23 protein-coding genes are annotated in these 23185 nt (G+C 69.7%); 7 read left to right on the top strand and 16 right to left on the bottom strand.

The features are described from left to right. Positions 1-189: 189 nt before the first annotated feature. The 5 genes from tesB to ACZ3HL_RS04350 form a co-directional block, all read right to left on the bottom strand. On the bottom strand, positions 190-1089 hold the full coding sequence (tesB, locus tag ACZ3HL_RS04370; RefSeq protein WP_465412068.1) for an acyl-CoA thioesterase II: 900 nt from the start codon (positions 1087-1089) through the stop codon (positions 190-192). A gap of 339 nt (positions 1090-1428) precedes the next feature. Beyond that, positions 1429-2853: a pyruvate kinase gene (gene pyk / locus ACZ3HL_RS04365; RefSeq protein WP_073846805.1), complete on the bottom strand. Its 1425-nt coding sequence runs from the start codon at positions 2851-2853 to the stop codon at positions 1429-1431. Positions 2854-2963: 110 nt separating this feature from the next. Beyond that, positions 2964-3629: a DUF2461 domain-containing protein gene (locus ACZ3HL_RS04360; RefSeq protein WP_465412067.1), complete on the bottom strand. Its 666-nt coding sequence runs from the start codon at positions 3627-3629 to the stop codon at positions 2964-2966. A gap of 71 nt (positions 3630-3700) precedes the next feature. Beyond that, the gene (locus tag ACZ3HL_RS04355) at positions 3701-4921 is read right to left on the bottom strand and encodes a glycoside hydrolase family 18 protein (RefSeq protein WP_465528729.1); all 1221 of its coding nucleotides are present in this window, start codon (positions 4919-4921) and stop codon (positions 3701-3703) included. A gap of 210 nt (positions 4922-5131) precedes the next feature. Further along, a complete protein-coding gene (locus ACZ3HL_RS04350) occupies positions 5132-5473 on the bottom strand; it encodes a winged helix-turn-helix transcriptional regulator (RefSeq protein ID WP_465528727.1) in 342 nt (113 codons plus the stop codon). Positions 5474-5577: 104 nt separating this feature from the next. On the opposite strand from ACZ3HL_RS04350, the gene ACZ3HL_RS04345 reads away from it, so the two are divergent. Both ACZ3HL_RS04345 and ACZ3HL_RS04340 read left to right on the top strand, forming a co-directional pair. Further along, positions 5578-6048 carry a group II truncated hemoglobin gene (locus ACZ3HL_RS04345; RefSeq protein ID WP_465528725.1) on the top strand — a complete coding sequence of 157 codons (471 nt, stop codon included), beginning with the start codon at positions 5578-5580 and terminating at the stop codon, positions 6046-6048. A 38-nt stretch (positions 6049-6086) separates the two neighbouring features. Then, positions 6087-7529 carry an aromatic amino acid ammonia-lyase gene (locus tag ACZ3HL_RS04340; RefSeq protein WP_465528723.1) on the top strand — a complete coding sequence of 481 codons (1443 nt, stop codon included), beginning with the start codon at positions 6087-6089 and terminating at the stop codon, positions 7527-7529. A 76-nt stretch (positions 7530-7605) separates the two neighbouring features. Here ACZ3HL_RS04340 and ACZ3HL_RS04335 read toward each other — a convergent pair whose 3' ends face one another. Then, positions 7606-9090 (bottom strand): amidohydrolase family protein, encoded by a 1485-nt coding sequence (locus ACZ3HL_RS04335; RefSeq protein WP_465528721.1) that lies wholly within the window; start codon positions 9088-9090, stop codon positions 7606-7608. 164 nt (positions 9091-9254) lie between these two features. After that, on the bottom strand, positions 9255-10280 hold the full coding sequence (locus tag ACZ3HL_RS04330) for a 6-phosphofructokinase (protein WP_034322513.1): 1026 nt from the start codon (positions 10278-10280) through the stop codon (positions 9255-9257). A gap of 282 nt (positions 10281-10562) precedes the next feature. Here ACZ3HL_RS04330 and ACZ3HL_RS04325 point away from each other — a divergent pair, with 282 nt between their 5' ends. Further along, positions 10563-11639 carry a 3-deoxy-7-phosphoheptulonate synthase gene (locus ACZ3HL_RS04325; protein ID WP_465412061.1) on the top strand — a complete coding sequence of 359 codons (1077 nt, stop codon included), beginning with the start codon at positions 10563-10565 and terminating at the stop codon, positions 11637-11639. A gap of 398 nt (positions 11640-12037) precedes the next feature. Here ACZ3HL_RS04325 and ACZ3HL_RS04320 read toward each other — a convergent pair whose 3' ends face one another. Beyond that, positions 12038-12523: a polyadenylate-specific 3'-exoribonuclease AS gene (locus tag ACZ3HL_RS04320; protein ID WP_465528719.1), complete on the bottom strand. Its 486-nt coding sequence runs from the start codon at positions 12521-12523 to the stop codon at positions 12038-12040. Positions 12524-12543: 20 nt separating this feature from the next. Continuing rightward, positions 12544-13305 carry a lysophospholipid acyltransferase family protein gene (locus ACZ3HL_RS04315; RefSeq protein ID WP_007033728.1) on the bottom strand — a complete coding sequence of 254 codons (762 nt, stop codon included), beginning with the start codon at positions 13303-13305 and terminating at the stop codon, positions 12544-12546. A gap of 214 nt (positions 13306-13519) precedes the next feature. On the opposite strand from ACZ3HL_RS04315, the gene ACZ3HL_RS04310 reads away from it, so the two are divergent. From ACZ3HL_RS04310 to ACZ3HL_RS04300, 3 genes are read left to right on the top strand one after another with little or no spacing between them, the layout of a single operon-like run. Beyond that, entirely contained in the window at positions 13520-14290 is a 771-nt protein-coding gene (locus ACZ3HL_RS04310; RefSeq protein ID WP_465412059.1) for an alpha/beta hydrolase, read from the top strand. Further along, positions 14287-14778 carry a hypothetical protein gene (locus ACZ3HL_RS04305; protein ID WP_465528717.1) on the top strand — a complete coding sequence of 164 codons (492 nt, stop codon included), beginning with the start codon at positions 14287-14289 and terminating at the stop codon, positions 14776-14778. Before ACZ3HL_RS04310 ends, ACZ3HL_RS04305 begins: the two co-directional genes overlap by 4 nt. Positions 14779-14798: 20 nt before the next feature. Beyond that, positions 14799-15941, top strand: coding sequence for a glutamate--cysteine ligase (locus ACZ3HL_RS04300; RefSeq protein WP_465412057.1), 1143 nt, complete (start codon positions 14799-14801; stop codon positions 15939-15941). Positions 15942-16003: 62 nt separating this feature from the next. Here the strand turns inward: ACZ3HL_RS04300 and ACZ3HL_RS04295 are convergent, their stop codons facing one another. From ACZ3HL_RS04295 to ACZ3HL_RS04265, 7 genes are read right to left on the bottom strand one after another with little or no spacing between them, the layout of a single operon-like run. Continuing rightward, the gene (locus ACZ3HL_RS04295) at positions 16004-16876 is read right to left on the bottom strand and encodes an NUDIX domain-containing protein (protein WP_465528715.1); all 873 of its coding nucleotides are present in this window, start codon (positions 16874-16876) and stop codon (positions 16004-16006) included. 4 nt (positions 16877-16880) lie between these two features. Further along, positions 16881-17840 (bottom strand): ROK family protein, encoded by a 960-nt coding sequence (locus ACZ3HL_RS04290; RefSeq protein WP_465412497.1) that lies wholly within the window; start codon positions 17838-17840, stop codon positions 16881-16883. A 16-nt stretch (positions 17841-17856) separates the two neighbouring features. Continuing rightward, positions 17857-18276, bottom strand: coding sequence for a hypothetical protein (locus tag ACZ3HL_RS04285; protein WP_465528713.1), 420 nt, complete (start codon positions 18274-18276; stop codon positions 17857-17859). After that, a complete protein-coding gene (locus ACZ3HL_RS04280; RefSeq protein WP_465528711.1) occupies positions 18273-19415 on the bottom strand; it encodes an ArsA family ATPase in 1143 nt (380 codons plus the stop codon). Before ACZ3HL_RS04280 ends, ACZ3HL_RS04285 begins: the two co-directional genes overlap by 4 nt. Before the next feature lie 14 nt (positions 19416-19429). Beyond that, positions 19430-19870, bottom strand: a complete 441-nt coding sequence (locus tag ACZ3HL_RS04275; protein WP_465412053.1) for an SRPBCC family protein — start codon at positions 19868-19870, stop codon at positions 19430-19432. Positions 19871-19897: 27 nt separating this feature from the next. Beyond that, positions 19898-20686, bottom strand: coding sequence for a metallophosphoesterase family protein (locus ACZ3HL_RS04270; RefSeq protein WP_465412052.1), 789 nt, complete (start codon positions 20684-20686; stop codon positions 19898-19900). A gap of 8 nt (positions 20687-20694) precedes the next feature. Beyond that, on the bottom strand, positions 20695-21105 hold the full coding sequence (locus tag ACZ3HL_RS04265; protein ID WP_465412051.1) for a polyketide cyclase / dehydrase and lipid transport: 411 nt from the start codon (positions 21103-21105) through the stop codon (positions 20695-20697). Positions 21106-21230: 125 nt separating this feature from the next. On the opposite strand from ACZ3HL_RS04265, the gene ACZ3HL_RS04260 reads away from it, so the two are divergent. Beyond that, on the top strand, positions 21231-23021 hold the full coding sequence (locus ACZ3HL_RS04260; RefSeq protein WP_465528709.1) for an AMP-dependent synthetase/ligase: 1791 nt from the start codon (positions 21231-21233) through the stop codon (positions 23019-23021). Positions 23022-23185: the final 164 nt, after the last annotated feature.

The raw sequence follows: 23185 nt of genomic DNA, 5'->3' as shown, positions 1-23185 counted from the left end.
GATGGGTTTTCGGAAGGATACCCGTCGAAGCCGGATTCACCCCCGGTGCAGGGCCGGAGCCGTCCCCCGATCGGTTCCGGCCCTCCCTTTTATGCCCGCACCCATTCCGTAATGCTCTGGCTCCAGATGTTAATGCGTTTCGCCATTCCCTCTAAAGGGTGGACAAGGCAGGATCTCGACTGCGGAACGTCACACGACCCGGAGAAGGCCTTCCTGGACGACGGTGGCGATATGCGTCCCGTCCGCGGCGAAGAACCGCCCGGTCGCCAGTCCCCGGGCACCCGACGCGGTCGGCGACGCGCTGTCGTAGAGGAACCACTCGTCGGCCCGGAACGGGCGGTGGAACCAAAGCGCGTGGTCGAGGCTCGCGCCCAGCACCTTGTCGAGATCCCAGTAGACGCCGTGGCGCGCGAGGACCGAGTCCAGGAGCGTCATGTCGGAGGCGTAGGTCAGCACGCAGACATGCAGCAGCTGCTGGTCCGGGAGCTTGCCGTCGGCCCGCATCCAGACCTGGTTCCTGGCGGGCCGGTCGCCCGACTTCCTGGTCACCCACGGCGGGTCGTTGACGTAGCGCAGGTCGATCGGGCGCGGCCGGTCGAGATGTCCCATGAAGTAGCCCTCGGCCCGCTCCTGCAGCGTCGGGAGCGACTCGGGATCGGGGACGTCCGGCATGTCCTCCGAGTGTTCGATACCGCCTTCGTCCTTCTGGAACGAGGCGGACAGGGAGAAGATCGCCTTGCCGTGCTGGATGCCCACGACGCGGCGGGTGGTGAACGAACGGCCGTCGCGGATGCGGTCGACCTCGTAGACGATCGGGACGCTCGGGTCGCCGCCGCGGATGAAGTACGCGTGCAGCGAGTGGACCTTCCGCTCCTCGGGGACCGTACGGCCGGCGGCGACCAGCGCCTGCCCCGCGACCTGTCCGCCGAACACCCGCACCGGCGAATGCGCGGGCGAGACGCCGCGGAAGATGTTCTCCTCGATCTTCTCCAAGTCCAGCAGCGCGACCAGCCGGTCGAGCACGGACTGTCCGCCCATCCCGCCGGCGTTGTCGAACCCGGCCGCGGCTTCCCTGGCCATCTCAGTCATGTCATGGACTTTAGGCCGTGCGGGTGCCCTGGGCCGTGGCGAGGCGGGACGTTTGTCGCGAAGGCCACCTTCGGGACGGGGACGGTACGGGTGAGCCAGAGTGGCGATCTCGCGTGACTGGACGGACGACACGCGTGATCCAGCGGACGACACGCGTGATTGGACGGACGACACGAGCACGGCCGGGCCCTGCCGCGTGTCGTCCGTCCAGTCACGCGTGTCGTCCGTCCAATCACGCGTGTCCCACGCGACCACCTCGAGCCGCAAAGTCCGTGAAGGCCTCCTTCCCTACTCTGACGGTAGGGAAGGAGGCCTTCACGGACTTCGCCGAGACCGGCGTCAGGCGTGGTCGTCCTCGCCGAGGCGGTGCACCCGGATGAGGTTGGTCGAGCCCACGGTCCCGGGCGGGGAACCGGCCACGATGACCACCAGGTCACCCTTGGCGTACTTGCCCATTTCGAGCATCGCGTGGTCGACCTGCTGGATCATCTGGTCGGTGGAGCCCACCTTCGGCACGATTCGCGTCGTGGTGCCCCAGGTCATCGCGAGCTGGCTGCGGACGCTCTCCTCCGGTGTGAACGCCAGCAGCGGCAGCCGCGTGTGCAGCCGCGCGAGCCGCCGGACGGTGTCACCGGACTGCGTGAAGGCGACCAGCGCCTTGGCGTTCAGCCGCTCGCCGATGTCCCGTGCCGCGTAGGAGATGACGCCGCGCTTGGTGCGCGGGACGTGCGACAGCGGCGGCACGACGGGCGAGTCGGTCTCGACGGCTTCGATGATCCGGCCCATGGTCTTGACCACGTCGATGGCGTAGCGGCCGACGCTGGTCTCACCCGACAGCATGAGCGCGTCCGCGCCGTCGAGCACCGCGTTGGCGACGTCCGAGGCCTCGGCGCGGGTCGGGCGGGAGCTGTTGATCATCGACTCGAGCATCTGCGTCGCGACGATGACCGGCTTCGCGTTCTCGCGGGCGATCTGGATGGTGCGCTTCTGCACCAGCGGGACCTGCTCCAGCGGGAGTTCCACGCCGAGGTCGCCGCGGGCGATCATCACCGCGTCGAAGGCCAGCACGATGGCTTCGAGGTTGTAGACCGCTTCGGGCTTCTCGATCTTCGCGACGACCGGGAGGCGTCCCTTGCCGACGCGGTCCATCACCTGGTGGACCAGGTCGATGTCGGCGGGCGAGCGGACGAACGAGAGCGCGATGAAGTCCACGCCGAGTTCGAGCGCGAACTCGAGGTCTTCGATGTCCTTTTCGGACAGCGCCGGCACGGAGACATCCATACCCGGCAGGGAGACGCCCTTGTTGTTGCTGACGGGGCCGCCTTCGGTGACCTCGCAGACGACGTCCGGACCCTCGACGTGGGTGACCACGAGGCCGACCTTGCCGTCGTCCACGAGGAGACGGTCGCCGGGCTTCGCGTCGTCGGCGAGTCCCTTGTAGGTGGTCGAGACGCGGTCGTGCGTGCCCGCGACGTCCTCGACGGTGATGCGCACGATGTCGCCGTTGTGCCACTCGACCGGGCCACCGGCGAAGGTGCCGAGACGGATCTTCGGCCCCTGGAGGTCGGCGAGGATGCCCACCGCGCGGCCCGATTCGGCGGCGGCGGTGCGGATGAGGTCGTAGACCTGCTTGTGGTCGCTGTGCGTCCCGTGGCTGAAGTTCATCCTCGCGACGTCCATCCCGGCGTCGACGAGTTGCCGCATCTTCTCCGGCGTAGCGGTCGCGGGGCCCAGGGTACAAACGATCTTCGCGCGTCGGCTCACGTTCGCACAGCGTAGTCCCTCATCGCGGCTACGTCTGTACCGATACCGAAAGTTCAAGAAAAGTGTCAGTCGACCTGGGCGACGGTCAACCGTCGATCAGGGTTCGGTGGTTATCGTCGCGGCTTCTCGCTCGGTCCGACCCGGTCCCGCGCCCACTCGTTGAACGCCCGGACCTGCCGCCACGCCTTCCGCACCCGGTCGAGCGCGCCGCGTTCGTGCAGGACGTCGTCCGGCTCCCAGCCGCGGACGGCGTACACGGAGCGGTACTTCAGCAGGTCGATGCGGGGATGGTCCTCGGCGAAGCCGCGCGGCTTCGACTTGAGCCTGTCCCCCTTGATCTCCCAGCCCGCCTTCGCCAGCTTCGCGAGGATCTTGGCCAGCTCGGCACCGCGCAGTTCGGTGTCGACGGCCTTGCGGAAGCGGGCGAGCTGGTCGGACTCGAAATGGAAGCAGCCACCGCCGACGCGCAGCCCGGCCGGGCCGACCTCGACGTAGTACGCGCCGCCGCCGCGACCCTGTTCGATCACCGCGCCGCAGTGGGTCTTGTACGGCGTCTTGTCCTTGGCGAACCGGACGTCGCGATACGGGCGGAACACCTTGCCCTCGCCGAAGCCGTCACCGAACTCCGGAACCAGCTCGGCGAGCAGCGCCTCCATCGGGGCGCGGACGTCGGCCTGGTAGGTGGCGAGGTTCGCGTCCCAGTAGGACTTGGAGTTGTCCGCCTCGAGACCGTCGTAGAAGTCGATGGCGTACTCGCCGAAACCCTCGAAACCCATGCGGTGACCGTAATCCTCGCCACCGACAGAAGCGCGTGAAGGGGGCCTCCACGCGCTTCTGCCGGAGAGCCTTACTTGGCCAGCGCGGTGATCAGCTCGCCGTCGGCGGTGTCACCGGACAGCTCCCAGAAGAAGGCGCCGCCGAGCCCCTGGTTCTTGGCATAGGTGACCTTGCCGCCGATGGTCGCCGGGGTGTCGTAGCTCCACCAGTCGCTGCCGCATTTGGCATAGGCGGTGCCCGCGACGGTGCCGGTGGCCGGGCAGGTGTTCTTCAGGACCTTGTAGTCCTGGATGCCCGGCTCGGTGCCCGCCGCCGGACCGGTCGCGGTGCCACCCGGGGCCTCCTGGGTGACGCCGGTCCAGCCGCGGCCGTAGAAACCGATGCCCAGCAAGAGCTTGTCCGCCGGGACGCCCTTGCTCTTCAGCTTCTGGATCGCGGCGTCGGAATGGAAGCCGGCGGTCGGGATGCCGTCGTAGCCGGTCAGCGGCGAGTGCGGGGCGGTCGGGCCCTGCGCGGCCCAGGCACCGAAGTAGTCGTAGGTCATGACGTTGTACCAGTCGAAGTACTGCGAAGCGCCGCCGTAATCCGCCGCGTCGATCTTGCCGCCGTCGGTGCCGTCCGCGGTGATCGCGGCGGTGACCAGTTTCGAGCCGAACTTCTCCCGCAGCGCCTGGGCGAGGTTCTTGATCGCGGCCGGTCCGCTGGTGTCACAGGAGAGACCGCAGGCGTTCGGGTACTCCCAGTCGATGTCGATCCCGTCGAAGACCCCGGCCCAGCGCGGGTCGTTGACGAGGTTGTAGCAGGATTCCGCGAACTTGGCGGGGTTCTTCGCCGCCTCGCCGAAGCCGCCGGACCAGGTCCAGCCACCGAAGGACCACAGCACCTTGAGGTTCGGGTGCTTGGCCTTGAGCTTCTTCAGCTGGTTGAAGTTCCCACGCAGCGCACCGGTGTCCCAGCTGTCGGCGACGCCGTCCACACTGCCCGCGGCGTCGTAGAACTTGCTGGTCGCCGCCTCCGCGTCACCGATCGCGCAGCCACCGTTGGTCACGTTGCCGAACGAGTAGTTGATATGCGTCAGCTTGCTCGCCGAACCCGACGTGTCGATGTTCTTCACATGGTAGTTCCGCTGGTAGACGCCCCATTCGGCGAAGTACCCGAGTACCTTGCCGACCGAGGCCGCCGGCGCTTCCGGTGCGGCTGCCGCCTGCTGTGCCGGCGCGGCGACGGCCAGCGCGCCCAGCGCGACGGCCGCGGCACCCACGATCGCGGTGAACCTGTTCGAACGGGACATGCGTTCTCCCTTCCCGGTCACCAGCGGTGACGAGAGGACTGCGGCGGGACACGCACAAGTTAAGTGGACTAGACCACACCGTCAATGGTTCAGACCAAGACTTTCGGATGGACATTTTCGAACATTCCCCGACGGGAATATGTAGAACGCCTCGCAGAGGTGACCCAGGCCCTCCCGCTGGGCACCCGGCCATCCGCGGGACGACCGCGGTCAGTGAACAGGTAACGGCTCGAACGTGATGCCGCGGTCCGCCGCGCGCCGCGTCCCCCAGTCGTAGAGCGCTTCGAGTGCGGGGCGTAACCGCTCCCCCTCCTCGGTGAGCCGGTACTCGACGTGCGGCACGCGCCCCTCCCGGCTCTCGCGGAGCACGAGGCCGTCCGCCTCCAGTTCGCGCAGGTGTTGGGTGAGCATCTTCTCGCTGACACCCGGCATCCGGCGCCGGAGTTCGCCGTACCGGTGCACCCCCTCCTTCAGCCGCGCCAGGATCACCGGCTTCCACTTGCCGCCGACGACGTCGACCGCGAGCTCGACCGCGCAGTGGTACCGCTTCATCGCCGCTCCCGTTGGCACGCACCGAAAAGTAAGCGGTTGTCTCCGGCCATCCGGGGTGGTTGCCTTGCCGGACCGGAAGATCATCGCCGCTGGGAGGACCTTACGTGACCGAGACGCCGACGTTGTACGAATGGGCGGGCGGGCTGGCCGCCCTGCGACGGCTGACCACCGTCTTCTACGGCCACGTGCTGAAGGATCCGTTGCTGGAACCGGTCTTCCGCGACATGGACCCCGGCCACCCCGAGCACGTCGCGGTCTGGCTCGCCGAGGTGTTCGGCGGCCCGGAGACCTACAGCCGCGACCATGGCGGCCACCAGCACATGGTCGGGCGGCATCTCGGCCGCGCCATCACCGAGGAGCAGCGCCGCCGCTGGGTGAACCTGCTCTTCGACGCCGCCGACGAGGCCGGGCTGCCCGCCGATCCGGAGTTCCGCTCCGCGTTCGCCGCGTACGTCGAATGGGGCAGCAGGCTCGCGGTGATGTTCTCGCAACCGGGTCGCGAGGTCACCGTCCCCGAGCCCATGCCGAAGTGGGACTGGGGCAACCGGCCGCCCTGGCAGCCGCCGTCGGACTGAGGGCGTCCATAGTGGGGCGGTCGTGAAAGGAGGCCGCCGTGATCCGTGTGGACGGCCGGACCCTGCGCTGCGCGGACGTCGTGACCGCCGCGAGCACCGAGGGCCCGCTGGGTATCGACGTCTCGATCGCCGCGCTGCGCGGCGCGGAAAGCGCGTGGAAACTCGCCGAAGAGCTGAGCACGCGCCGCATCGTCTACGGCCGCACCACCGGCGTCGGCGCCAACAAGGAGGACCCGGTCGGCGAAGGCGAGTCACCGGATCACGGGCTGCGGCTGCTGCGCAGTCACGCGGGCGGCAGCGGCGACGTCATGGCCCCCGGCCAGACCAGGGCGATGATGCTCATCCGGCTCAACCAGCTGCTGGCCGGGCGCTCCGGGCTCAGTCCCGAGCTGATCGGGGCGCTGGCCACCGCAGTGCGGACCGGGGCGCTGCCGCTGGTGCACCGGCTGGGCGCGATCGGCACCGGCGACCTCGCGCCGCTCGCCGAGACCGCCCTCGCCCTCACCGGCGAACGGCCGTGGCTGGCGGGCGGTGTGCCTCCGGTGCCCGTGCGGGCCGGTGACGCGCTCGCGTTCATGAGCAGCAACGCCGCGACACTGGCCGAAGCGACCCTCGCGGCGATGCGGCTCGACACCCTGACGCGGGCGAGTCACGTCGTCGCGGCGCTGACCTACATCGCGCTCGACGGGAACCCGGAGGCGTACGCGACCCCCGTCCACGAGGCGCGTCCGCACGCCGGGCAGGTCGCGTGCGCGGCGGAGATGCGGCGGCTGCTCGGGATGGAGGGCACTCCCAAACCCGGCAGGCGGATCCAGGACCCGTTCGGCCTCCGCGCCTTCCCGCAGGTGCAGGGACCCGCGCTGGACGCGATCCACTACCTGCGCGACGTGCTCGCGGTGGAGATCAACGCCAGCACCGAGAACCCGATGATCTCGACGGTGCACCAGGACGCCTACCACCACGCGCATTTCCACACCGCGTACGTCTCGACCGCGCTCGACCAGGTGCGCGCGACCGTCCACCAGGTCGCCGAGCTCTCGGTGGCCCGGCTGGGCGACCTGGTGGAGCCGGAGTTCACCGGGCTGCGGCCGTTCCTCGCGGCCGGGCCGTCGGGCAGTTCGGGCGTGATGATCCTGGAGTACGTCGCGCACGACGCGCTCACCGAACTGCGGCAGGCCGCGCTCCCCGCGACGCTGGGCACCGCCGTCGTCTCACGCGGGATCGAGGACCACGCGAGCTTCTCGACCCAGGCCGCGCGGGCGGCGACCGCGGCGGGCTCGGCGTACCAGCAGGTGCTGGCGTGCGAGCTGGTCGCGGCCGTCCGGGCACTGCGGATGCGGAAGGCCGATCTCGTCTCCCTGCCCGCGCGGGACGCCTACGAGACCGCCGCGGCGGTGCTCGACCCCAGCGTCGAGGACCGGCCGCTCACCGAGGACATCGCGCGGGCCGTGTCGCTTTTGGACACCCTCGCGCGGATCTGACTCCCCCGCGTTTCGTCCTCTGAATGCGGTAGTTCGCGATGCCAACTACCGCATTCAGAGGACGAAACGCGGGAGGTCAGCAGCAGCAACCCCGCCGGGCGAGGGAGTGGATCCGGGCGCCCGCGGTCGCCGTCGGCCGGTTCGCGGCGGCCTCGACGGCGTCGAGCATCCGCCCGCGCTCCGCCTTGTCCAGGATCCGGCCGCGGGTGATCACCGTGTCGATCTTCGCGACGTTACGGATGTCGGCGGCCGGGTTCGCGTCCAGCAGCACGAGATCCGCCTCCTTCCCCACCGTCACCGTGCCCGACGTCGCTTCCCTCCCCAGGAACCTCGCCGCGTCACCCGTGACGGTCTTCAGTGCCTGCACGGGCGAAAGCCCGGCCTCGACCAGGAAGGCGAGTTCCTCGTGCAGCCCGCTGCCGGGGAAGGTGTACGGGTTGAGGCAGTCGGTGCCGCCGACGAGCCCGACGCCCGCATCGCGGGCGACGCCGACCAGCCGCAGCGTCTCCTGGTAGTAACGCTCCTGCAGCGCGACGTCCTCCGGGGTTTTGGGCGCGAGCCGTTCGATGCCCTTGGCCCAGCTCTCGCGGACGTCGGCGGGCACGTATTTCAGCCGCGGGTCCCGCTGGCGGGTTTCGGCGGGCTGCGTGACCACCCGGTTGATCGTCAGCGTCGGCGAATGCCAGGTGCCGTTGCGCCGTAGCCTGCCGAAGTAGGCCTGCGCCCGGCCGTGGTCGTACGCGGTGACCGACTCGAACTCCAGCCGCCGCGCCAGATCGAAGAAGACACGCGGCGCCGCCGGGTCGTAGGGCGTCTCCGCCAACCTGCCGAGGATCTCGTCGCGCCGGGACGAGCAGTGGACGGACACCCCGAAGAAGTGCTCGAGGCTGTGCTGGCCGAGGTCGCTCACTTCGAGGTGGGACATCTTGTACGGCCAGTGCCCGGCGAACCGGAGGCCCTGCGCGCGGGCTTCGTCCGCGAGCGCGCGCACGGCGTCGGGTCCGAGGTAGGAGTAGGTCTTGACGAATTCGGCGCCCGCGGCCTTCTCCGCGCGGACGACGGCTCGCGCTTCGGCCGCCGTCGACACGTGGAGGACCGGTGGCGCCAGCAGCGTGACCGGCCCGTCGACGATCCCGCTCGCGAGCACCATGCGCGGTCCGGGCAGCTCACCGCGTTCGATCTTGGCCTTCGTCGCGCGGTTCTCCGCGTATCCCCACATCTCGCGGACCCCCGTGACGCCGTGGACCAGGTGCAGGGGCGGGACGACTTCTTCGAGGTCCGCGCCGTGGGTGTGCAGGTCCCAGAGTCCCGGGACGAGGTATTTGCCGCGGCCGTCGATCACACGCGCGCCACCGGGTTCCGGAAGCCCGGCGGCATCGCCAACCCGGACGATCCGGTCACCGGCGAGCACGACCGAAACCCCCGGCCGCGGCGCGGCACCCGTGCCGTCGATCAGCGTGACGTCGGCGATGACGACGATCTCGCCCAGGTCGGCGTCGGCCGTGCCGGGTAGCAGCCCGGCGAACGCCGCCCCGGTGCCCCCGGCGGCCAGCAACCTCAAGAACTCGCGCCTACTGGATCCCGCACCCGCCATGAGAACCGCCGTCCCTTTCGCCCGGATCCCCAGGGGCCGATTCAACTTGCCGCGGCGGCGGGGCCGCAAGAAAACGAAGGCCCCTTACCCGGATTCAGCACAAAGTAAGGGGCCTTCTCCTGAAACCGGGCTCAGCCGAAGAAGACCTCGGCCTCTTCGTACCGCTCGACCGGGACGGTCTTCAGCTCGGCGGTGGCCTCGGAGAGCTTGACGCGGACGATGTCCGTGCCGCGCAGCGCCACCATCACCCCGAAGTCACCGTCGGCCACGGCGTCGACGGCGTTGAGGCCGAACCGGGTGGCGAGCACGCGGTCGTACGCCGTCGGGGTGCCGCCGCGCTGGACGTGCCCGAGCACGACCGCGCGGGACTCCTTGCCGGTACGGGCGGCGATCTCGTCGGCCAGCCAGGTGCCGATGCCGCCGAGCCGGACGTGCCCGAAGGCGTCCTTCTCCCCGGTCAGCAGCTTCTCCTCGCCGCCCTCGGGCAGCGCGCCCTCGGCGACGACGATGATCGGCGCGTACTCCTTCTCGAACCGGCGCTCGACCCACGACACGACCTGGTCGACGCTGAAGTGCCGCTCCGGCACCAGGATCACGCTCGCGCCGCCGGCGAGACCGGAGTGCAGCGCGATCCAGCCCGCGTGCCGTCCCATGACCTCGACGACCAGGGCCCGGTGGTGCGATTCGGCCGTGGTGTGCAGCCGGTCGATGGCCTCGGTGGCGATCGAGACGGCCGTGTCGAAGCCGAAGGTGTAGTCGGTGGCGCCGAGATCGTTGTCGATCGTCTTGGGCACCCCGACGACGCCGACGCCGTCGTCCGTGAGCCGCTTCGCGACGCCGAGGGTGTCTTCGCCGCCGATCGCGATCAGCGCGTCGACCTGCTGCTCGGCGAGCACGGCCTTGATCTTGTCGACCCCGCCGTCGACCTTGTACGGGTTGGTCCGCGACGACCGCAGGATCGTGCCGCCGCGGGTCAGGATGTCCTCGACGTCGTTCAGGCCGAGCGGGCGGCTGTCCCCGGTGAGGGGACCGTTCCAGCCGTTGCGGAACCCGACGATGTCCCAGCCGTGCACCTCGATGCCCTTGCGCACCACAGCGCGGATCACCGCGTTGAGCCCCGGGCAGTCGCCACCGCCGGTCAGCACACCGACACGCATGAGAAGCCTCCGTCTTGTGTTCCGTAGAGATGACAGTCACATGTCCCGCCGCCAGCGTAGCGGGAGTTCTCTGGATCGGTGCAGGGCGGACCACCTCGGGAATCGGTCCACGCCCGCGATGTGCTAGCTTGGCCCCGTGCAGCGCTATTTCTGGTTTACGAAGCCGGCCCCGGGTGGGCACGGCCGCGTGAACCTGCGCTGACCTCCACCCCGAGCCGGAATCACACCGGCTCGGCGAGTTCCCGCGGGTCGGTATCCCTTTCGAAAGGAACCAGACCCGCGATGTCTCCCTCCGCTGACACCCTGATCGCCCTCGACGGGCACCGCACGGCGGCCATCAACCCGCTGCTGTCGCCCGCGATGCTGCGGCACGAACATCCGATGACGGCGGAAATCGCCGACACCGTCCTAGCCGGGCGGGCCTCGGCCGTCGACATCCTCGACGGCCGGGACGACCGGCTCCTCGTCGTCGTCGGGCCCTGCTCGGTGCACGACGCGGACGCCGCGCTCGACTACGCCCGCCGCCTCGCCGTCAAAGCCGAAGAACACCGTCGCGACCTGCACATCGTCATGCGGGTCTACTTCGAGAAGCCGCGGACCACGCTCGGCTGGAAGGGGCTCATCAACGACCCCGGCCTGGACGGCACGTACGAGGTCAACCACGGCCTCCGGATGGCGCGCAAACTGCTGCTCGACATCTCCGCGCTCGGCCTGCCGGTGGGCTGCGAATTCCTCGACCCGATCACCCCGCAGTTCATCTCCGACACCGTGACCTGGGGTTCCATCGGCGCGCGGACCGCGGCGAGCCAGGTGCACCGGCAGCTGTGCAGCGCGCTGTCGATGCCGGTCGGGATCAAGAACTCGACCGAGGGCGACGTCCAGGTCGCCGTCGACGCCACCCGCGCGGCCGGCGCCAGTCACGTCTTCGCGGGTATCAACCCCGACGGCCTCGCCGCGCTGATCACCACGGCGGGCAACGAGGACTGCCACGTGATCCTGCGTGGCAGCTCCGCGGGCCCGAACTACGACCCCGCGACGGTGGCCGACACGCTGGCGCGGCTGGCGAAGTCGGGCCTGCCGGAGCGCGTGATCATCGACGCGAGCCACGGCAACAGCGCGAAGGACCACGTGCGGCAGGCTTCGGTCGTCCGTGAACTCGCCGACCGGATCGGCGCCGGTGAGCGGGGCATCGCGGGGCTGATGCTGGAAAGCTTCCTGGTGGAGGGGCGGCAGGACCTGACGCTGGGCTCGGCCGCTTCGCTGACCTACGGGCAGTCGATCACGGACGCGTGCCTCGGGTGGGACACGACGGCCGAGCTGCTGGACACCCTCGCGGAGGCCGTCGACTCACGCCGCTGACGCCCGCCCTCGCGAATGCTAGGAACGGTCCTTTCCTGGCGAATTTCGCAAGTCCATCGCACGGCACTACGGGGCGGAGGTCTCATGGTGCAAAGGGAGCTTTCGCCGCACGGCACGCGGGGATGGGCCCTCACCTCGGCACCGTCAGGCCGACGCCGTGAAGGACTCCTTCCCTACTCTCAAGGTAGTGAAGGGGGCCTCCACGGACTCTCGCCCCTGCCTGACGGCGCCGATGGCCGTGAAGGACTCCTTGAGGGACTCTGAGTCCCTCACGGAGTCCTTCACGGCCGGAACCGGCGACTCCTGCCCCAGCAGTCCCACCAGCCACAACGGCCGCGCGTGAAGGCCCCCTTCCCTCGGCTGAGCCGAGGGAAGGGGGCCTTCACGCACTCAAGGACTTACCGGTGCCAGTAGGACTCGATGATCTGCCAGCGCTGGTAGTTGTGCCGCGCGTCCGCCAGCGCGTCGTGCTGGTCGTCCGGCGCCGAGGGCAGCTTCGGCTTGCCCGCGTCCTCCCAGCGTTGCCGCAGGTCACGCGTGAACCGCGGCAGCTGCCGCGGCAGCGCGGGCATCGGCCCCCACAGCTGCGCCAGCGCGACGTGGTCGTAGGCGGCGAACCAGGCCCACAGTTCGATCCCGCCGGGCGGTTTGCCGAAGAACTCGAGCAGGTCCGTGCGGATCTTCTCGCGGCTGCGCCACGCCCGGTCGGCGGGCGACGGGAGTTTCGGGAGCACGTTGTCGCGGACCCAGGGGCCGGCCTTGCCGGGATCGAAATCGGTCGAGACCGCGTAGAACTCGCGTCCTCTTTCGTCCACGACACCGATCGACACCAGATCGATGGTCACGCCGTCCTCAATGAATTCGGTGTCGTAGAAAAAGCGCACCGGAGAACCCTAGTGGGGCCTCAGCCGACCTTGGTGTCCGGGATACGGGCGACGTCCTGGGCGGACGGCTGCGCGGGCACCTTCGGGCGGAGCCCAGCCTCTTCGGCGGCGAGCAGTTCCTTCGCCTTGGCGGCGTAGATGTCGACGTACTCCTGGCCGGAGAGCTCCATGAGCGCGTACATGATCTCGTCGGTGATGGACCGCTCGATGAAGCGGTCACCCGCGAGGCCCTCGTAGCGCGAGAAGTCGAGCGGCTTGCCGAAGCGGATCTCGAGACGGCGCGGCCACCACATCTTCGAGCCGATCGGATTGACCTTGTCGGTGCCGATCATGGCGACCGGGACCACGACGCCGCCGGATTCGAGCGCGATCCGCGCGACGCCGGTCTTGCCCTTGTACAGGCGGCCGTCCGGGGAGCGGGTGCCTTCGGGGTAGATGCCGAGGAGGTGTCCCTCGCGGACCAGCCGGGTCGCGGTGTCGAGCGCGGCCTGCGCGGCGTTGCCGCCGGAGCGGTCGATCGGGAACTGGCCGACGCCGGTGAAGAACCACTTCTTCAGCAGGCCCTTGAAGCCCTTTTCGGTGAAGTACTCCGATTTGGCCGGGAAGGTCACCTTGCGCTTGACGCGCAGCGGCATGAAGAAGGAGTCGGCGACCGCGAGGTGGTTGCCCGCGAGGATCGCGCCGCCGTCGTCGGGGATGTTCTCCGCGCCGACGACTTTGGTGGGCCACAGCGCCTTGAGCAGTGGCCCGATAAACACGTGTTTCATGAGCCAGTACAGCACTGCGAAAACTCCTCCTAGCAGCTCAACCCCCGCGCCCGATGGTCAAGACTACGAATCGCGCACCCCAGGCACAACGAAGTCCACCCGGTTACCCGCGCCCAGCGACGGATCTCACACCCGATCCGGCCCGATTCCGCCGGTGGCCGGGGGCCCACAAGCCGCTCCGGTCGTGCGAACATGGTAGACCTACCCAGCTCTCACGGAAGGCGATCGCATGGCCGTCCTCGCCGGCGCGGAACCGTTCGCTCACACCGGTTCGACCGAAGCAGGGTTCCTGCTGTGCCACGGATTCACCGGCACCCCCGCGAGTATGCGGCCCTGGGGAGACCATCTGGCCGAAGCCGGTTACACGGTGCGCTGCCCGCTCCTTCCCGGGCACGGCACGCGGTGGCAGGACATGAACCGGACCGGCTGGGAGGACTGGTACGGCGCGGTCCGGGAAGAGCTGCTGGCCCTGTTCGCGACCTGCGAGACGGTGTTCGTCGCCGGGATGTCGATGGGCGGGACGCTGACGCTGCGGCTCGCCGAGGAGTTCGGCGACCGGATCGCCGGCATCGTGCTGGTGAACCCGTCGATCCTGACGCTGCGCTGGGACGCCAAGCTGCTGCCCGTGCTGTCGAGGATCCTGCCGTCGGTGCCGGGCGTGGCGAACGACATCGCGAAGCCCGGCGAGACGGAGCTGGCCTACTCGCGGACGCCCGTGCGCGCCGCGGCGAGCCTCGCGAAGCTGTGGAAGCTCACCCGCGCGGATCTGGGCAAGGTGACCCAGCCGGTGCTCCTGCTCCACTCGGCCGTCGACCACATCGTCGAGCCGGTCAACTCCCAGGTGATCCTCGACGGGATCGGCAGCGAGGACGTGACCGAGGTGGTGCTGGAGAACAGCTTCCACGTCGCCACGCAAGACCATGACGCAGGCCTGATCTTCACGCGTACGGTGGACTTCGCCCGGTCCGTGCGCCGGGCGGGACAGGTGGACGCCGGATGAGCAGAGGCAAGGACGGGCCGGAGGACGTCGACGCGACGTTCGCCGAGATCGTGGCCGACCTCCGTGCGGAGGGTGTCGGTCTGTTCCCGGACGAGGAACCGGAGAAACCGGCGGAGAAGCCCGCCGAGAAGACACCCCGGCCCGAGTCGCCGGACGCCGAACCCGAACCGGGCTGGCGCGGCGGCGGCACCAGCTGGGACAAGACCCTCTTCGAGGACGCCCCCGCCGGGTCGAGCGACGACGAGGGCCATTTCGTTCCCCCCGAGCCGCCTCCCCTGCCGCGTCCGCGCAAGGGCGCGTTCATCGTCCTGCTGTTCTTCGTGCTCGGCCTGCTGCTGCTGATCGCGCCCAACCTGATCGGCATGGGCACCCGGCTCGGCACCCCGCTCGGCATCCTCGCCCTCGCGACCGCGATCGCCCTGCTCCTGCTCCGGGTGCGCCAGGGGCCGCCGCCCGGCGCGGATCCGCACAACGGCGCCCAGGTCTGATCTGCCGGACAATTCGGAAGATGAAGATCGACTTCACTCCCTCGCGCCGGTCGACGGTCGGCGCGGAATGGGAACTCGCCCTCGTCGACCGGCGGACCGGTGAGCTCTCGTCGGTCGCGGAACAGGTGCTCGACGCCGTCCGTCCCGATGGCGAGGAGGAGCACCCGAAGATCAAGCAGGAGCTGCTGCTCAACACCATCGAGGTGATCAGCGGGATCTGCGACACGATCGCCGAGGTCAAAGCCGATCTGAACGACTCGCTGGACGTCGTGCACTCGGTGCTCGACCCGCTGGGCGTCGAGCTGTTCTCGGCGGGGTCGCATCCGTTCTCGACGTGGTACCAGCAGAAGGTCACCGACAAGGAGCGTTACGCCAAGCTCATCGACCGGACCCAGTGGTGGGGACGGCAGATGCTGATCTACGGCGTCCACGTGCACGTCGGCGTCGACCACCGCGACAAGGTCCTGCCGATCCTGGACGCGCTGCTCAAGTACGCGCCGCATCTGCAAGCGCTTTCGGCGTCTTCGCCGTACTGGGGCGCGGAGGACACCGGGTACGCGTCGAACCGCGCGCTGATGTTCCAGCAGCTGCCGACGGCCGGGCTGCCGTTCCAGTTCCGGAAGTGGACCGAGCTGGAGAGCTACGTCGACGACATGTTCACCACGGGCGTGATCGACCACTTCTCCGAGATCCGCTGGGACATCCGGCCCGCGCCGCATTTCGGGACGATCGAGATGCGGGTGTGCGACGGCCTGCCGACGCTGGAGGAGGTCGGCGCGATCTCCGCGCTGACCCAATGCCTGGTCGACGACTTCAGCGCACGCCTCGACGACGGCGAGATCCTGCCGACGCTGCCGCCGTGGCACGTCCAGGAGAACAAGTGGCGCGCGGCGCGCTACGGCGTCGACGCGATCGTCATCCTCGACGCGGCGGGCAACGAGCGACTGGTCACCGACGACACCTACGACCTGCTGAACCGGCTGGAACCGGTGGCCCGGCGCCTGGACTGCGCCGACGAGCTGCGGTCGGTGGAGACGATCCTGACCTGCGGGCCCAGCTACCTGCGCCAGCGCGCGGTGGCGAAGCAGTACAACGGCAGCCTTCGCGCCGTCGTCGCTTCGCTCATCGCTGAGATGCGGGACGGGAAGATCGCGCGCCCCTGACCCCTCCCGCATTCAGTCCTCTGGATGCGGTAGTTGCACGCGCAAGGACCGCATTCAGAGGACTAAATGCGGGAGTCGAGGTGCCCCAGGAGCGTGCCGGGGCCGAAGGTCGAAGCACCCAGGGCCTCGACGCGGGACCGCAGCTCACGATCGGCGGTCACCACGACGACGTGGTCGTCCGGGCCGGCCTCCCGGGCCTCCCGTACGACGGCCACGATCCGGGAGTCCCCGTCGGACTCGGCGTCCACGACCTCGACCCCGGGCACCGGCGCGACTCCCCGCGCCTTGCCCTCGACGACCAGCACGACCTTCGGCCACCACGACCATTCGCCGCCACCGGGCAGCGCCGGGTCGGCGAGCCCGGTCTCGGACAACGTCGCCAGCTTGTCCCGCAACCGTTCCGCGGCGCCACGCCGGTCTCGCCACCAGCCGTCCGGCCGTGATCCGACGACGTTCGCGCCGTCGACCACCAGTACCAGCCTGCGATCCAAGTGCTCCCTCAATCCCGGCCACGCCGCCGCGAAATCCCGGTGCAGCCGGAAGTCCTCGACCTCGGCCGCCCGGACCCAGCGCAGTTCCGCGCTCTCCGCACTCGTCACCCTGGCCGAAAGCGGGCCGATCGGCGCGGCCAGGACGGTGGTGTACCGCCAGTTCCCGTGGTCGACGTGCGACGCCGCCAGCGCGCGCACCCGCCCGGGCGGGATGTCGGCCTCCTCGTGCGCCTCGCGGGTGGCGGCCTCACGCGGGCTCTCCCCCGCCTCGACGGCGCCCCCGGGCAACGCCCAGGTGCGTCCGTGATGGACCCACCACGCCCGCCGCTGCAGCAGGACACCGCGCGCGGGATCGGACAGCAGCAGCCCGGCGGCGCCGTTCAAACCCCAGTGAAGGTGCCCGAAGTCGCACTTCACGAAGCCGTTGCCGTCTTGCCGGGTCACGGCTTCAGCCTGTCACACCGACCTCGGCGCCGGGAGCCTTCGCCGCGTCGACGGCGAGCGCGGCGGCACCGACGATCGCCGAATCGTCGCCGTGGTGCGCGGCCCGGATCCGCGCCAGCGGGCGGTGCCCGGCGCCGGTGATCTTGTCCGCGTAACGTTCGCGAGCCTCGTCGAGGAACAGTGGCGCCGATTCGGACACCCCGCCGCCGATCACGATGATCTCGGGATCGAAGACGTCGGCGACCAGGGCCAGGCCCTCGGCCAGCCACTTCGCCAGCTCGGTCATCGCGCGCTGGGCGATCGGGTCGCCGTCGCGGGCGGCCCCGGCGACCCGGCGGCCGGTGACCGAACCGGGGTCTCCCCTGGTCTCGCGGGCGAGCACGGTCGAGCGGCCGGGATGCCGCGCGAGCAGCTCCACCGCCGTCGCGGCCAGCGCCGTCCCGCTGCAGTACCGCTCCCAGCAGCCGTATTTCCCGCACGGGCAGGGCCTGCCGCCGGGGACGACGGTCAGGTGCCCCAGTTCCGGCGCGACGCCGTACGCGCCCCGGTAGATCTTGCCGTCGAGCAGCAGTCCCGCGCCGATCCCGGTGCCCAGGGCGATCAGCGCGGCGACATGGGCGCCGCGGGCGGCCCCGAAGCGGTACTCGCCGACCGCGGCGGCGTTCACGTCGTGTTCCAGGGTCACCGGCAGGCCGACCCGCTTTTCGATGCGTTCGGCGACCGGCGCGGCGCGCCAGGACAGATGCGGCGCGAACATCACCGTCCGGCGGTCCTTGGCGACGAACCCGGCGACCGCGAGGCCGACACCGGAGACCTCGTGCCGGTTGCGGAGATCTTCGACGACTCCGGCGATGGCATCCTCGAGCGCGTCCTCACCACTGGGCGTCCCGACCCTGGCCGTGTCCATCAGCGAGCCGTGCTCGTCCACCACGCCGGCGCGCACACTCGTGCCCCCGACGTCCACCCCTACCGTCAGCAACTCAGTTCTCCCGGTCCGGCTGCCAAGCGTCGCGCCTGGTCACCGTGATGTGCTGGACCCGCGAAGCTCCCACCTGCACATCTTCGGCCGTGGGCTCCTTCCGCGCAGGCTGGAACCCCGGCATGTGCACGCCGGCCTCGGGTTCCCATCGATCGGCGAGCACCGCCCGCAGCAGCGCGACGAGCTGCGCGGCCTGCTCCATCAGGCGGGCCACGAACTCGGGCCGCTCCCCGCGGAAGATCCCGACGATCGCGCAGAGCGGGCACCACCCGCCGGAATCGTGGTCGGTGCAGCCGTGCCCGGCGGAGATCAGTCCCTCCAGCCACGGCGCGGCGTGCTCGACGACCAGCTCGACCAGCAACCGGATCTCTTCGGCCAGGTCGAGCTGCCCCGATCCGGTGTTCTCGGTGTTCTCGCTCACCCGGGTCCCCGGTTCCCGGCCAGGTTCACGACCAGGCCGTGCGCGTCGGATTCCGCACCGGTGATCCGGCACGGGCGCAACATCTCCGGCAGCGCGATCAGCCGCCGGAAACCGTCCACGGTGACGGCGAGATCATCGTCCACTCTGGCCAGGTCCACTTCGGAATCGCGGTGCAGCGGCACCGCGATCCGCAGCTCGTAGCCACTGTCCGATTCGGACACCCGCAGCAGCGGGGTCACACCTTTTTCGTTTCCCGCCAAGGGGTCCAGGCCCTGGTAGAGCTCGTACGCGATTTCCTGAAGCGCCTCGAGCCCCACCGGCTCGACCGCGCGATACTCGACGGGCTTCACCTGCTCCGGCCCGAAACCAGCGTCGGCGAGTTCGGCGAGGACGGTGTTCTGCTGCGCGCGCCGGGTCCGCATCCACGTGGCCGCCGCGCCGCGCCAGAAGCCGGGCGCGGGCATCAGCCGGTTGACGATCAGGCCGTCGACCAGGATTCCGCGCAGGGCAAGGGAACTGAGGGTTCGGCGGGCTTCGGCGACGACGACGCGTTCCGGGGTCAGCACGAGCCGCACGGTCGTGGTGGCCGGATCGGTCAGCAGGGTGCGCAGCGACTCCAGATGCGCGCCGAGCCGCCGCACCGCGACCGCCGTCCGCCGCGCGCCCGGTTTGAACATCCTCGACAGGTAGCCGGAGACGGCTTCGGGCAAAGCCAGCAGGCGCAGCGTTTCCGCGGTCGGTCCACAGTCGACGACGACCGTCTCCCAGGGACCGTGCTCGGCGAGACGCTGCACTTCGGTGAGGGCGAGGAGTTCGTCGACGCCGGGCACCACGGTGAGTTCCTCGGCGTCGAGCGAGTCGAGACCCGCTCCCGCGAGCGCGGTCTGGAGTTCCTGCCGGAGCTCGCGCCAGGTGCTGTCGACGAGGCCGCGGGTGTCGATCTGGGCGGCGTGCAAAAGCTCGTCCACTTCGGACGGTTCGCCGCCGAGCGCGCGGCCGAAGGCGTCACCGAGGGAATGCGCCGGGTCGGTCGAGACCACGAGCGTCTTCCTGCCCCGCCCGGCCAGTGCCGCCGCCGTCGCCGCGGCCAGCGTGGTCTTGCCGACACCCCCTTTGCCGGTGAACAGCAGGATCCGCATGCCTACCCTTCGACTCAGGATGCTTCAGCGCGCTTCTTGAGCTCCTTGAGCGCGGTGTCCATGACCATCTTCTCGGCCTTGCGGCGCAGCAGCCCGATCATCGGCAGCGCCAGCTCGACGGACAGCGTATACGTGACCTTGGTGCGGCCGGCGCCCAGCGCTTCGAGGGCGTAGCGGCCGTTCTGGGCCTTCTGCATCTGGCCCTTGACCAGGTGCCAGCTGACTCCGTGGCCGTCGGCGTCCCAGTCGTACTCGAGGGTGTAGACGTCCTTGATGGGTCCGGCGTCGAGGGTGAGTTTCACCTGCTTGGCGCGGCCGTTGTCGTCCTCGCCGAGGACCTCGGTCTCCCGGACGGCCTTGGCCCATTCCGGGTACGCGGGGAAGTCGGCGATGACGGCCATGACCCGCGCGGGCTCGGCGTCGACCTCGATGGACTGCGTGGACTGCTCGGCCATGCCCCGAACTCTAGCCGGGACCGACGGTCACCAGCGAAGCACGTACGGCTGAGAGGTCTCTTTGAAGTGACCGACGTTACGGCATTCGGTCCTGCCGAGCCTCGTCCGCGGCGTCAGCGGCTGGTGGACGTGCCCGAAGACCGACCACCGCGGCCGCTGCTCGCGGATGAGGTCCACCAGCGCCGCCGACCCGATCTCGGACCGCCGGGCGATCACGTCGTAGGTCAGTTCCGGGACGGCGGGCGGGATGTGGGTGCACAGGACGTCCACGTTCTCCAGGCCGGCGACCGCGGCGTCGTACTCCTCGCGGGTGCGCAGGTACGGCCGCCAGAAGCCGTTGCGGCGCGGGACCACGTTCGGCGGGAGCAGCGCGCCGCCGATGAACCCGAAGCGCAGTCCGCCGAACTCGGCGACCTCGCCGTCGAGGACGGTGATGCCGTCGCCGGCGAACTCGGGCCACAGCGACGGGTCGTCGACGTTGCCGGGGGTCGCGAACGTCGGCGCGGTCAGCGCTCCGAAAAGGACGGCGTACTGGTCCTGGATCGCCTCGCCCACCGCGGCGGCGGGATCGGCCAAAGTGGCCCACAACGATCGCGAGAAGGCAACGGTCTCATCACGAGTGCCCTCACGCCGCAGCCGCGCGAACTCGCCGACCTTCTCGGCGCCGAACAGCGCGCCCATGATGCCTTTGTCGTGTTCGCGGTAGTCGACGAAGTCCAGCAGGTCGCCCAGCACGATCAGCGCGTCGGCGCCGTCGCCCGCGCGTTTGAGCGCGTCGGCGTTGCCGTGCACGTCCGACACCACGTGAAGCCGCATGCTCTCCCCTACCCGACCCGGGGACCGACCCCGGGTTCGCGCCCGTCCTCGAGGACCTCTTTGAGCCCGAGCGCGATCGCCTTGGCGGCACGGGCCCTGCGGTCGAACTCCCGCCGCAGGTCACGGGGCTGGAGCGCGCGCGGCGCCCCGTCCGGACCGGCGGGAGTGGCACGCAGGAAGTAGTGCAGCAAAGTGCCGTCGAGCACCGGCTCGAGCCAGACCTCCATGGTACCGATCAAGGCTCCGCGCACGGTCCAGCGCAATCCTTGGTCACCGCGGTCGGTGTAGACCTCCAGGACGAGGTCCGGCCAGTAACGTGACCAAGATCGCGGATCGGCGAAGGCGGCGGCCACGGTGGAGGGCGGGACCACGAGGAAGGTCTCGTCGACGATGTCGAGAGCTGGCGGCGCCTGGTTCACAGCGGCAGAATGTCATGCCCTGGGTATGGCCGATTCGTCAGCATGGTCTTAAGGTGCACGGCACGCTAAGTTGACTGGCGGGTAACACCGGTCACACCACTTGCACGCGAACACGGAGGTTCCTCGTGCGCGAATACAGCGCCCCCGCCGCCAATCCGGTGACCGACGACGAGAATCTCGCCGACGTCGTCTGGGCGAACGCGGAGCGGTTCTCCGATGTCGTGAGTTTCCGCCGCCAGGTCGACGGTACCTGGTTGGACGTCACCGCCAAAGACTTCGCCGCCCAGGTTCTGGCCGTGGCCAAGGGAATGGCCGAGGCGGGCATCGCTCCGGGCGACCGGATCGGGCTCATGTCCAAGACCCGCTACGAATGGACCCTGATCGACTTCGCGATCTGGGCCGCCGGCGCGGTCACCGTCCCGATCTACGACACGTCCTCGGCCGAGCAGGTCCACTGGATCCTCTCGGACTCGGCCGCGAAGGCCGTTTTCGTCGAGACCGACGACCACGTCGCGACGCTGGAATCCGTCAAGGGCCGTCTCGGCGCCCTGGAGCACACCTGGCAGATCGAGGCGGGCGCCGTCGAGCGGCTCACCGAGCAAGGCGCCGGGCTCAGCGACGACGACCTGCACGAGCGGCGCCGCACGGTGAAGGCCGGCGACCTCGCCACGATCGTGTACACCTCGGGGACGACCGGCCGCCCCAAGGGCGTCGAGCTGACCCACCGGAACCTCCTCGCCGAGATCCGCGCCGACATCGCCGCGTTCCCGCAGCTGATGGAGCAGGGCAACTCGCTGCTGGTGTTCCTGCCGCTCGCGCACGTCCTCGCCCGTGCCATCGCGGTGACCGCGCTCAGCGCGCGGGTGACGCTCGGGCACACCTCGGACGTCAAGAACCTCGTCGCCGACCTCGGCACCTTCCGGCCGACGTTCGTCGTCGCCGTGCCGCGGGTGTTCGAGAAGGTCTACAACGGCGCGAAGCAGAAGGCGCACGGTGACGGCAAGGGCAAGATCTTCGACGCCGCCGAAGCCACCGCCGTCGCGTACAGCCAGGCCCAGGACACCGGCGGCGCCGGGCTGGGCCTCAAGATCAAGCACGCGCTGTTCGACAAGCTGGTGTTCACCAAGCTGCGCGCGGCCCTCGGCGGCCGGTGCGTGGCCGCGGTGTCCGGCGGTGCCCCGCTCGGCGTGCGGCTCGCGCACTTCTTCCGCGGCATCGGTGTCCCGGTGTTCGAGGGCTACGGCCTGACCGAGACGTCCGCGGCCGCCTGCGTCGGCACCCAGGACGGGTTCCGCGTCGGCACCGTCGGCCGCCCGGTCGCCGGCACCTCGGTGCGGATCGCCGAAGACGGCGAGATCCTCCTGAAGGGCGACGTCGTCTTCGGCGGCTACTTCAACAACCCCGAGGCGACCGCCGAAGCGCTGGAGGACGGCTGGTTCCACACCGGCGACCTCGGCGAGCTGGACAGCGACGGGTTCCTCAAGATCACCGGCCGCAAGAAGGAGATCATCGTGACCGCGGGCGGCAAGAACGTCGCCCCGTCCGGGCTCGAAGACACCATCAAGGCCAGCCCCCTGGTCAGCCAGGCGATGGTCGTCGGCGACCAGCGGCCGTTCATCGGCGCGCTGATCACCATCGACGAGGAGTACTTCCCCTCGTGGAAGTCGCAGCACGGCAAGCCCGCCGACGCCTCCGTGTCGGACCTGGCCGACGACGCCGAGCTGCGCGCCGAGATCCAGACGGCCGTCGATCAGGCCAACAGCGCGGTTTCGCAGGCCGAGGCGATCAAGAAGTTCACGATCCTCACGAAGGACTTCACCGAGGCCGGCGGCGAGATCACGCCGAGCCTGAAGCTGAAGCGCAACATCGTGAACAAGAACTACGCGACCGACATCGAGGCCCTGTACAAGAAGTAGCTCCTCAGTACATGAAGGCCCCCTTCCTTACGCCTAGGTACGGGAAGGGGGCCTTCATGTACTTGGGCATGGACGGCTGGGTGTTGCGAAAGCCACTTTCGCAACGTTGAAGGTTGCGAAAGTGGCTTTAGGATCAACGGGGCCGTGATGCGCCCGTCTGCCCG

The sequence above is a fragment of the Amycolatopsis sp. NPDC000009 genome (assembly GCF_055563465.1).
Note: the sequence above shows the minus strand (reverse complement) of the source record. Positions and strands in the feature narration are given on the sequence as shown.

Coding starts and splice junctions, on each gene's coding strand:
- ACZ3HL_RS04305 (WP_465528717.1), top strand. CDS start 14,287: ATGAGCAGAGGCAAGGACGGGCCGGAGGACGTCGACGCGACGTTCGCC.
- ACZ3HL_RS04270 (WP_465412052.1), bottom strand. CDS start 20,686: ATGCGGCTTCACGTGGTGTCGGACGTGCACGGCAACGCCGACGCGCTC.
- ACZ3HL_RS04310 (WP_465412059.1), top strand. CDS start 13,520: ATGGCCGTCCTCGCCGGCGCGGAACCGTTCGCTCACACCGGTTCGACC.
- ACZ3HL_RS04330 (WP_034322513.1), bottom strand. CDS start 10,280: ATGCGTGTCGGTGTGCTGACCGGCGGTGGCGACTGCCCGGGGCTCAAC.
- ACZ3HL_RS04325 (WP_465412061.1), top strand. CDS start 10,563: ATGTCTCCCTCCGCTGACACCCTGATCGCCCTCGACGGGCACCGCACG.
- ACZ3HL_RS04280 (WP_465528711.1), bottom strand. CDS start 19,415: ATGCGGATCCTGCTGTTCACCGGCAAAGGGGGTGTCGGCAAGACCACG.
- tesB (WP_465412068.1), bottom strand. CDS start 1,089: ATGACTGAGATGGCCAGGGAAGCCGCGGCCGGGTTCGACAACGCCGGC.
- ACZ3HL_RS04300 (WP_465412057.1), top strand. CDS start 14,799: ATGAAGATCGACTTCACTCCCTCGCGCCGGTCGACGGTCGGCGCGGAA.
- ACZ3HL_RS04275 (WP_465412053.1), bottom strand. CDS start 19,870: ATGGCCGAGCAGTCCACGCAGTCCATCGAGGTCGACGCCGAGCCCGCG.
- ACZ3HL_RS04355 (WP_465528729.1), bottom strand. CDS start 4,921: ATGTCCCGTTCGAACAGGTTCACCGCGATCGTGGGTGCCGCGGCCGTC.
- ACZ3HL_RS04350 (WP_465528727.1), bottom strand. CDS start 5,473: ATGAAGCGGTACCACTGCGCGGTCGAGCTCGCGGTCGACGTCGTCGGC.
- ACZ3HL_RS04360 (WP_465412067.1), bottom strand. CDS start 3,629: ATGGGTTTCGAGGGTTTCGGCGAGTACGCCATCGACTTCTACGACGGT.